Raw genomic sequence first — 8945 nt, 5'->3', positions numbered from 1 at the left:
GTCGGCGGGGGCCAGCTCGATCTCCAGCCCCCGGCGGCCGGCGGAGACGCACACCGTGGTGTGCTCCGCCGCCGACGTGTCCACCACCGTCGGCAGCCGCTTGCGCTGGCCCAACGGCGAGATACCGCCGCGCACGTAGCCGGTGGTGCGCTCGGCCAGCGCCGGGTCGGCCATCGCCGCGCGCTTGCCGCCGACGGCCGCGGCGAGCGCCTTGAGGTCCAGCAGACCCGAGACGGGAACCACCGCCACCGTCAACGTGCCGTCCACGTCGGCGACCAGCGTCTTGTAGACCCGGTCCGCCGGCACGCCGAGAGCCGCCGCGGCCTCCTCACCGTAGGAGTCGGCCGCCGGGTCGTGCTCGTAGGCGTGCACGGTGTACTCGACGCCGGCATCGGCGAGGGCCACGGTGGCGGGAGTGCCGCCGGCCTGCGCACCCTTGCGGATCCGGGCCACGGCGGCCTTCTTGCGGGACCGGGTCACGGCGACGCCTCGCGATCAGTTGGGGCTGGTGGGCCGGCGGGTGAGGTCCGCCGCCGGCAGCGAGGGGATCTTACCGATGACCGCGCTCTCCCGCCTCAGCATTTCCAGCTCCTCGGAGAGCCTCGTCGCGGTGTCCTCGGCCTCCAGCAGCCGCTGCTTCGCGGACGTCCCCAGCACCGTCGCGGCAGCGACCAGGTAGGAGACCACCGACGGCTCCTCGGGCAGCTCCTGGTCCGCGGCGAGGGACCGCTCCCGTGCCCCGGCCAGCCGCTTCTGGTACGTGCGGAAGGCGCGCAGCACCCCGGCGGCGAGTGTGCCGGCGCCCTCCCCGCTGTCCTCCGCCAGCGCCTCGACCTCACCCACCAGGTAGGGGCCGGAGGCGTCCACCGAGCGCAGCCGGAACCGGGTGGTGCCGGTCGCCAGCAGCTCGTAGCCGTCACCGTCCTCACGTTCCTGGACGGTGGAGGCGTCGGCGATGCAGCCCACCTCGTAGAACGCCGCCAGCGGGTCGTCACCGAACCCGGACGCCGCGGCGGCCTCCGGGGCCGGGCGGCCGTCGGGGAGGCCCGCGCCGGTCGCGGCGACCTCGTGGCCGTCCCGGATCGCGATCACGCCGAACAGCCGCGGCTCCTCCTCGGAGATCGCCAACAGGTCGCCCACCAGGGCGCGGTAACGCGGTTCGAACACGTGCAGCGGCATCACGAGCCCCGGGAACAGCACCGAGTTGAGCGGAAAGAGCGGAAGGCGCGTGGTGGTCACAGTCGGCCAGCCTAAACCCGCCCGGTGTCCGGCTACTGCCGCCGGAGCAGCCGGGTCGCCCCCGCGGCCACCGTGGTGGCCAGCACCCACCCGCTGAGGGTGAGCGCCACAGCCACCCACTGGAGATGGCCCGCCGGATTCCACGCGGTGTCGTGACCGAGGTTGATCAACGGCAGCAGCAGGTCCAGGGCGTAGATCGACGCGTTCCAGTGCGGGGCGTCGTGGTTGCGCGGCTCGGGCGGGCGGCCGGCGAAGTACAGCGCGCTCGACGCCCACAGCGCGGCCATCCACAGCGCGGCCTGGCCGGGCCGGTAGCCGTAGGCGACCGTCCAGTCCTGGAGGTGGCCCCACACCTTGCCGGCCGGCGGCAGCGTCTCCCGGCGGCGGCGCTGCTTGGCCAGCAGCACCCGCCGCGCCTCCGCGTCCTCACCGCCGTTGCGCAGCACCGTGGCCAGCTGCTCGTACGGCTCGGGGGAGTACTCGGGTGTGGCCGCGTCCAGCCACCGCAGGCGCTGCTCCAGCGGGAACGGCCCGACCGGGATCAGGTTGTCGTAGGTGAACCCGGCCATCCACAGGCCGCCGTGCAGCGGCCAGCTCGACTGCCGGTCCACCAGGTTGCCCACCGTCGCCCCGGACAGCACCACCCGCCCCTGCTGAGGCCGCTCCGGCGTGAAGCACAGCTCCGGGGTCTGCACCCGCCGCAGGGACAGCTCCTGACCGCGCTCCATGCGGAAGCGGGCGTTCTCCAGGACGAGGGAGTCACCGAACCGGCCGTCGTCCAGCTTCACCCCGCCGGTGCACTGGAACGGCCGGGACCGCGCCGCACCGAGACCGTCCCGGGCCGACGGCAGCAGGCCCGTGCCGCTGGGCGGTGTGACCCCCAGCGCGTACGCGGTCGTGGCCGGCCCGGAGGGCGTGAAGTGCGCGAACCGGGCGACGTGCATCTCCGGGGCGTGCAGCGCGTACCGGCCGTGCCGGTTGCGCAGCACACTGCCGTAGAGGAACAGCGAACCGCCGATCTGGGCGCCGCGCAGGCTCACCTCCCCGGTGGCGAGCAGCAGCCCGGCCTGGAGGTCCTGGCCGACGGTCAGCCCGTCGGCGGAGATCGACCTGACCCGGTTGCCGTGGCCGACGGTCGCCTCGTTGAGCACCAGGTCGCTGCCGATGTTGGCGTCGGTGAGCCGGACGCCGCCGGGAACCGTGCAGCGGGACAGGTGCAGGTCCCCGTCGGAGGTGGCCCGGGCGGCCTCCAGCCGCGGTATGCGGCAGTCGATGAGCCGCCCGGTCGACATCCGGCACTGCGCGAGCAGCACCTCCTGCTCGAACCGGCAGTGCCGCAGCTCGAAGTAGGGCTGGACGGCGCCGCCGGAGAGGTCGAGCCGGCCGGTGATCAGCGCGCCCGACAGGTGCAGCGCGCTCACCCGGCCCAGCAGCGGCGGCGGACCGTGCAGCAGCAGCAGCGCGATCACCCGGGCGCGCACGGTGCGCTGCGGTCCCCACAGCTGGTCACTGCACGGATCGTCACGGGCCGGATCGCCCGTGCGCAACTCGTGCCTGGTGCCGTTCCGGAACGCCTGCCACAGACCCCACTCCGCGGTGGTCAACCGCAGCTCGGCAGGCGGCTCGCCGCTTTCGGGCGGCTCACTCACCACGTCCCCCGCTCCCGTCCAGGTCGGATCCGTTCGTCTCACCCGGTTCATACCCGCACACCGTGGGTGAAGCACGTCGCCGGGCACGGGAGTGGTGGACCGGGGCGGTGGACCGGGGTGGACACCCGTATCACGCCTCGGTACGGCGGCTCGGTCGGCTGAGCCGATCTGAGAGACTGGCAGCGTGCTGCAAGCAATCTCTCTGGCCCGAATCGACCTGCGCGGCGCCGCCTCCCCCGGCGGCATCGACCGCGACCTGCTCCCCCGCGCCGAGTTCGACGTGGAGACCGCCCTCGAGAAGGTGCGGCCGATCTGCGAGGACGTCCACCATCGTGGCACCGCGGCGCTGATCGAGTACGCCGAGCGCTTCGACGGTGTGCGCATCGAGCAGGTCCGGGTGCCCGCCGAGGCCCTGGCCACCGCGCTCGCCGAACTCGACCCGGCGGTGCGCGCCGCGCTGGAGGAGTCCGTCCGGCGGGCCCGCATCGTGCACCGGGAGCAGCGCCGCACCGACCACACCGTCACCGTGGTGCCCGGCGGCACCGTCACCGAACGCTGGGTGCCGGTCGAGCGGGTCGGCCTGTACGTGCCCGGCGGCAAGGCGGTCTACCCGTCGTCGGTGGTCATGAACGTGGTGCCCGCCCAGGAGGCCGGCGTCGCCTCGCTCGCCGTGTCGTCGCCGCCGCAGGCCGACTTCGGCGGCCTGCCGCACCCGACGATCCTCGCCGCCTGCGCGCTGCTCGGCATCGACGAGGTGTACGCCGCCGGCGGTGCCCAGGCCGTCGCCATGTTCGCGTACGGCACCGAGGAGTGCCGGCCGGCCGACCTCGTCACCGGTCCCGGCAACATCTGGGTCGCCGCCGCCAAGCGGCTGCTGAAGGGCCGCATCGGCATCGACGCCGAGGCCGGCCCCACCGAGATCGCGATCCTCGCCGACGACACGGCCGACCCGGCCCACCTCGCCGCCGACCTGATCAGCCAGGCCGAGCACGACACGCTCGCCGCCGCCGTGCTGGTGACGCCGTCACCGGCGCTGGCCGACGCGGTCGACGCCGAACTGCGCACCCAGGTCGCCGCGACGAAGCACACCGAACGCATCACCGAGGCGCTGAACGGCCGCCAGTCCGCCGTCGTCCTCGTCGACGACCTCGACCACGGGCTGGCTGTCGTCGACGCCTACGCCGCCGAGCACCTGGAGATCCAGACCGAGCAGGCCGCCGACGTCGCCGCCCGGGTGCGCAACGCCGGAGCGGTGTTCGTCGGCCCCTGGTCGCCGGTCTCGCTCGGCGACTACTGCGCCGGCTCCAACCACGTGCTGCCCACCGGCGGCTGCGCCTGCCACTCCTCGGGCCTGTCCGTGCAGTCCTTCCTGCGCGGCATCCACGTCGTGGACTACAGCCGCGACGCGCTCGCCGACGTCACCCACCACGTGGTGACGCTCGCCGAGGCGGAGGACCTGCCCGCGCACGGTGCCGCGCTCAAGGCCCGGTTCGACTGGAAGGTGCCCGAGGCGTGACCGGCATCGACGAACTGCCCATCAGGGACGAGCTGCGCGGCAAGTCGCCCTACGGCGCCCCGCAGCTCGACGTCCCGGTCCGGCTCAACACCAACGAGAACCCGTACCCGCTGCCCGAGCCGCTGGTCCGGCGGATCGCCGAGCGCGTCACCGAGGCCGCCCGGCAGCTCAACCGCTACCCCGACCGGGACGCGCTGGAGCTGCGCGGCGGACTCGCCCAGTACCTGACCCGGACCGCGGGCCACCCGGTCGGGCGGGAGAACGTGTGGGCCGCGAACGGCTCCAACGAGGTCCTCCAGCAGCTGCTCCAGGCGTTCGGCGGGCCGGGCCGCACCGCGCTCGGCTTCGAACCGTCGTACTCCATGCACGCCCTCATCGCGCGCGGCACCGGCACCGGCTGGCTGTCCGGGCCGCGCCGCGAGGACTTCACCATCGACGTCGCCGCCGCCGAGCGGGTCATCGCCGAGCACCGGCCCGACGTGGTGTTCGTCGTGTCACCGAACAACCCGACCGGCACCGCCGTCGAGGCGGACACCGTCCTGGCCCTGTACGACGCCGCGCAGCGCGCCAAGGGCGGTGCGGGCGCCCTGGTCGTCGTCGACGAGGCGTACGGCGAGTTCAGCCACCACCCCTCGCTGCTGCCGCTGATCGACGGCCGCCGCAACCTGGTGCTCTCCCGCACGATGTCCAAGGCGTTCGGCGCCGCCGGTCTGCGGCTGGGGTATCTCGCCGCCGACCCGGCCGTGGTCGACGCCGTGCAGCTGGTCCGCCTGCCGTACCACCTGTCGGCCGTCACCCAGGCCACCGCGCTCGCGGCGCTGGAGCACACCGATACGCTGCTGGGGTACGTCGAACAGCTCAAGGCCGAACGGGACCGGCTGGTCACCGAGCTGCGGGCGATGGGCTGCGAGGTCACCGACTCGGACGCCAACTTCGTCCAGTTCGGGCGCTTCGACGGCGAAGGCGGCGCGCACGCCGTCTGGCAGGCCCTGCTGGAGCACGGCGTGCTGGTCCGGGACAACGGGGTGCCCGGCCGGCTGCGGGTCACCGCGGGCACCCCCGCAGAGAACGACGCGTTCCTCGACGCGGTACGCGCAGTGACGAAGGAGAACAAGCCATGAACCGCGTGGGTCGCGTGGAACGCGCCACCAAGGAGACCTCCGTCACCGTCGAGATCGACCTCGACGGCAGCGGAAAGGTCGACGTGTCGACCGGGGTCGGATTCTTCGACCACATGCTCGACCAGCTCGGCCGCCACGGTCTGTTCGACCTCACAGTCAAGACCGAGGGCGACCTCCACATCGACAGCCACCACACCATCGAGGACACCAGCCTCGCGCTGGGCGCCGCGTTCCGGCAGGCCCTCGGCGACAAGCGCGGCATCGTCCGCTTCGCGAACGCCTCGGTGCCGCTGGACGAGTCGCTCGCCAACGTGACGGTGGACCTCTCCGGGCGCCCCTACCTGGTGCACAGTGAGCCCGAGGGCATGGCGCCGATGATCGGCCCCGACTACGACACCACCATGACCCGGCACATCCTGGAGTCCTTCGTGGCGCAGGCGCAGGTCGCGCTGCACGTGCACGTGCCCTACGGCCGCAACGCCCACCACATCGTGGAGTGCCAGTTCAAGGCGCTGGCCAGGGCCCTGCGGTACGCCTCCGAGATCGACCCCCGGCAGACGGGCATCCCCTCCACCAAGGGCGCCCTGTGAGCGCGGCGACGGACGGAAGGGCACCCACTCCGTGAACACCGTCTCCACCCTGCTGATCTTCGTCGGCCTCTTCCTGCTGGGCGGTGCCATCTCCTTCTGGAAGCAGCAGCTGCCCAAGGGAGTGGTGGTGCTGCTCGGCGCCTGCGCCGCGCTGGCGCTGGTGGCCGGCATCCTGCGACTGGAGTGATGAGCGTGAGCAAGGCACCCGAGGTGGTCGTCTTCGACTACGGCTTCGGCAACGTGCGCTCCGCCGAGCGGGCCCTCGCCCGGGCGGGCGCCGACGTGGAGATCACCGGCGACTACGACCGGGCGATGGCCGCCGACGGGCTGCTCGTGCCCGGCGTCGGCGCCTTCGCCGCCTGCATGACCGGACTGAAGCAGGCCCGGGGCGACTGGGTCGTCGGCCGCAGGCTCGCCGGCGGCCGACCCGTCATGGGCATCTGCGTCGGCATGCAGATCCTGTTCCAGCGCGGCATCGAGCACGGCGTCGAAGCCGAAGGGCTCGACGAGTGGCCCGGCACGGTCGGCCCGCTCAAGGCGGACGTCGTGCCGCACATGGGCTGGAACACCGTCGAGGCACCCGCCGACTCCCGGCTGTTCGCCGGGCTCGACCCGGACGCCCGCTTCTACTTCGTCCACTCCTACGCCGCGCACGACTGGGAGCTGGAGACGACCAACCCGCACATCCGCGCGCCGAAGGTCACCTGGGCCACCCACGGTGAACGCTTCGTCGCGGCGGTCGAGAACGGCCCGCTGTGGGCCACCCAGTTCCACCCCGAGAAGTCCGGCGACGCCGGGGCCCAGCTGCTGACCAACTGGATCGAGACGCTCTGATGTCCGACGTGACACCCGACCTGCCCAAGCTCGAACTGCTGCCCGCCGTGGACGTCCGCGACGGGCAGGCCGTGCGCCTGGTGCACGGAGAGTCCGGCTCCGAGACCTCCTACGGCGACCCCCTCCAGGCCGCCCTCGCCTGGCAGTCGGCCGGCGCCGAGTGGCTGCACCTGGTGGACCTCGACGCCGCGTTCGGCACCGGCGACAACCGCGCCCGGATCACCGAGGTCGCCCGCGCCATGGACCTCAAGGTGGAACTGTCCGGCGGCATCCGCGACGACGACTCGCTCGCCGCCGCGCTCGCCACCGGCTGCACCCGCGTCAACCTGGGCACCGCCGCGCTGGAGAGCCCGGAGTGGGTCGCGAAGATCATCGCCGAGCACGGCGACCGCATCGCCGTCGGCCTCGACGTGCGCGGCACCACACTGCGCGGCCGGGGCTGGACCCGCGACGGCGGCGACCTCTACGAGACGCTCGCCCGGCTGGACTCCGAGGGCTGCGCCCGCTACGTCGTCACCGACATCAACAAGGACGGCACGCTCCAGGGCCCCAACCTGGAACTGCTGCGCAACGTGTGTGCCGCCACCGACCGGCCCGTCGTGGCCTCCGGCGGCGTCTCCTCCCTCGACGACCTGCGGGCCATCGCCACCCTGGTCCCCGAGGGGGTGGAGGGCGCCATCGTAGGCAAGGCCCTGTACGCCAAGGCGTTCACCCTGGAAGAGGCGTTGGAGGCGGTTTCCGGATGACCATCGAGCGCGTGCGGTCCGACAGCCCCTGGGAGGAGTCGATCGGCTTCGCACGCGCGGTCGCCGCCGGTGACCGGGTCCTCGTCGCGGGCACCATGCCGTTCGCCGACGGCGCGGTCCAGGGTGAGGGCGACCCCTACGAGCAGGCGAGATGGGCGCTGCGGCACGCGCTCGCCGCGCTCGAACCGTTCGGACTGGACCGCACCTCGGTGGTCCGCACCCGGCTGTACCTGGCGCACGCCCGCGACGTGGACGCGGTCGGGCGGGCCCACAAGGAGATCTTCGACGAGGCCCGGCCCGCCACCACACTCGTGGTGGTGTCCGGCTTCGTCGACTCCCGGGTGCTGGTCGAGGTGGAAGTGGAGGCGTACCGGGACCCGGCCTCCGGGCCCGACGCCGCACGGTCCGGGGAGAGCCCCCGGACCGCAGAAGGAGAATCCTCGTGACCCTGGCCGTACGAGTCATCCCCTGCCTGGACGTCGACGGTGGCCGCGTCGTCAAGGGCGTGAACTTCCAGAACCTGCGGGACGCCGGCGACCCGGTCGAGATGGCGAAGGTCTACGACGCGGAGGGCGCCGACGAGCTGACCTTCCTGGACATCACCGCCTCCTCCGGCAACCGGGAGACGACCTACGACGTGGTGCGGCGCACCGCCGAGCAGGTCTTCATCCCGCTCACCGTCGGCGGCGGCGTGCGGACCACCGAGGACGTCGACCGGTTGCTGCGGGCCGGCGCGGACAAGGTCGGCGTCAACACGGCCGCCATCAACCGCCCCGAACTGATCAAGGAGATCGCCGAGCGCTTCGGGCGCCAGGTCCTGGTCCTGTCGGTGGACGCCCGGCGCACCACCGGGGAGGGCGGGCCGGCCAGCGGGTTCGAGGTCACCACGCACGGCGGCCGCAAGGGCACCGGCATCGACGCCGTCGAGTGGGCCGAGCGGGCCGCCGCGCTGGGCGCCGGGGAGATCCTGCTCAACTCCATGGACGCCGACGGCACCAAGGACGGCTACGACACCGAGATGATCCGGGCCGTACGCGCCCGGGTGACCATCCCGGTCATCGCCTCCGGCGGCGCCGGCCGGCTGGCCGACTTCCCGCCCGCCGTCGAAGCCGGCGCCGACGCGGTGCTCGCCGCGTCCGTCTTCCACTTCGGGGACCTGCGCATCGGCCAGGTCAAGGACGCCCTCAGGCAAGCCGGCCACCCGGTCCGCTGACCGCCACCGTCCACAGGCCCGGGGCGCGTTGCGTCCC

General features: G+C 73.2%; 11 protein-coding genes. 8 read left to right on the top strand and 3 right to left on the bottom strand.

Translation table 11 applies throughout. From position 1 onward, the window contains the following. The 3 genes from ybaK to ACYVE9_RS09165 form a co-directional block, all read right to left on the bottom strand. Nucleotides 1–453 (bottom strand): Cys-tRNA(Pro) deacylase (gene ybaK, locus ACYVE9_RS09175; RefSeq protein ID WP_461027253.1); only part of this gene is annotated, 453 nt, incomplete at its 3' end. A gap of 42 nt (nt 454–495) precedes the next feature. Further along, the gene (locus ACYVE9_RS09170; protein WP_461027251.1) at nt 496–1239 is read right to left on the bottom strand and encodes an LON peptidase substrate-binding domain-containing protein; all 744 of its coding nucleotides are present in this window, start codon (nt 1237–1239) and stop codon (nt 496–498) included. Nucleotides 1240–1271: 32 nt separating this feature from the next. Next, a complete protein-coding gene (locus ACYVE9_RS09165; RefSeq protein WP_461027250.1) occupies nt 1272–2888 on the bottom strand; it encodes an oxidoreductase in 1617 nt (538 codons plus the stop codon). A gap of 187 nt (nt 2889–3075) precedes the next feature. Here ACYVE9_RS09165 and hisD point away from each other — a divergent pair, with 187 nt between their 5' ends. From hisD to hisF, 8 genes are read left to right on the top strand one after another with little or no spacing between them, the layout of a single operon-like run. After that, complete coding sequence (hisD, locus tag ACYVE9_RS09160; RefSeq protein WP_461027252.1) at nt 3076–4404, top strand: histidinol dehydrogenase; 1329 nt, start codon at nt 3076–3078, stop codon at nt 4402–4404. Next, a complete protein-coding gene (locus tag ACYVE9_RS09155; protein WP_461027249.1) occupies nt 4401–5525 on the top strand; it encodes a histidinol-phosphate transaminase in 1125 nt (374 codons plus the stop codon). Before hisD ends, ACYVE9_RS09155 begins: the two co-directional genes overlap by 4 nt. After that, nucleotides 5522–6115 carry an imidazoleglycerol-phosphate dehydratase HisB gene (gene hisB / locus ACYVE9_RS09150; RefSeq protein WP_461027248.1) on the top strand — a complete coding sequence of 198 codons (594 nt, stop codon included), beginning with the start codon at nt 5522–5524 and terminating at the stop codon, nt 6113–6115. Before ACYVE9_RS09155 ends, hisB begins: the two co-directional genes overlap by 4 nt. A 31-nt stretch (nt 6116–6146) precedes the next feature. Next, complete coding sequence (locus ACYVE9_RS09145; RefSeq protein ID WP_461027247.1) at nt 6147–6302, top strand: hypothetical protein; 156 nt, start codon at nt 6147–6149, stop codon at nt 6300–6302. Between the two features lie 5 nt (nt 6303–6307). Next, a complete protein-coding gene (hisH, locus tag ACYVE9_RS09140; RefSeq protein ID WP_461027246.1) occupies nt 6308–6949 on the top strand; it encodes an imidazole glycerol phosphate synthase subunit HisH in 642 nt (213 codons plus the stop codon). Next, nucleotides 6949–7695 (top strand): bifunctional 1-(5-phosphoribosyl)-5-((5-phosphoribosylamino)methylideneamino)imidazole-4-carboxamide isomerase/phosphoribosylanthranilate isomerase PriA, encoded by a 747-nt coding sequence (priA, locus tag ACYVE9_RS09135; protein ID WP_461027245.1) that lies wholly within the window; start codon nt 6949–6951, stop codon nt 7693–7695. The genes hisH and priA overlap by 1 nt, the downstream gene beginning before the upstream one ends. Continuing rightward, nucleotides 7692–8141 carry a RidA family protein gene (locus tag ACYVE9_RS09130; protein ID WP_461027244.1) on the top strand — a complete coding sequence of 150 codons (450 nt, stop codon included), beginning with the start codon at nt 7692–7694 and terminating at the stop codon, nt 8139–8141. The genes priA and ACYVE9_RS09130 overlap by 4 nt, the downstream gene beginning before the upstream one ends. Beyond that, the gene (hisF, locus tag ACYVE9_RS09125) at nt 8138–8908 is read left to right on the top strand and encodes an imidazole glycerol phosphate synthase subunit HisF (protein WP_461027243.1); all 771 of its coding nucleotides are present in this window, start codon (nt 8138–8140) and stop codon (nt 8906–8908) included. Before ACYVE9_RS09130 ends, hisF begins: the two co-directional genes overlap by 4 nt. Nucleotides 8909–8945: the final 37 nt, after the last annotated feature.

It is taken from the genome of Streptomyces sparsus (assembly GCF_054776295.1).
Note: the sequence above shows the minus strand (reverse complement) of the source record. Positions and strands in the feature narration are given on the sequence as shown.

Bases quoted from the DNA above. Each gene is read 5' to 3' on its own strand.
- hisB (WP_461027248.1), top strand. From the start codon at position 5,522: ATGAACCGCGTGGGTCGCGTGGAACGCGCCACCAAGGAGACCTCCGTC.
- priA (WP_461027245.1), top strand. From the start codon at position 6,949: ATGTCCGACGTGACACCCGACCTGCCCAAGCTCGAACTGCTGCCCGCC.
- ACYVE9_RS09130 (WP_461027244.1), top strand. From the start codon at position 7,692: ATGACCATCGAGCGCGTGCGGTCCGACAGCCCCTGGGAGGAGTCGATC.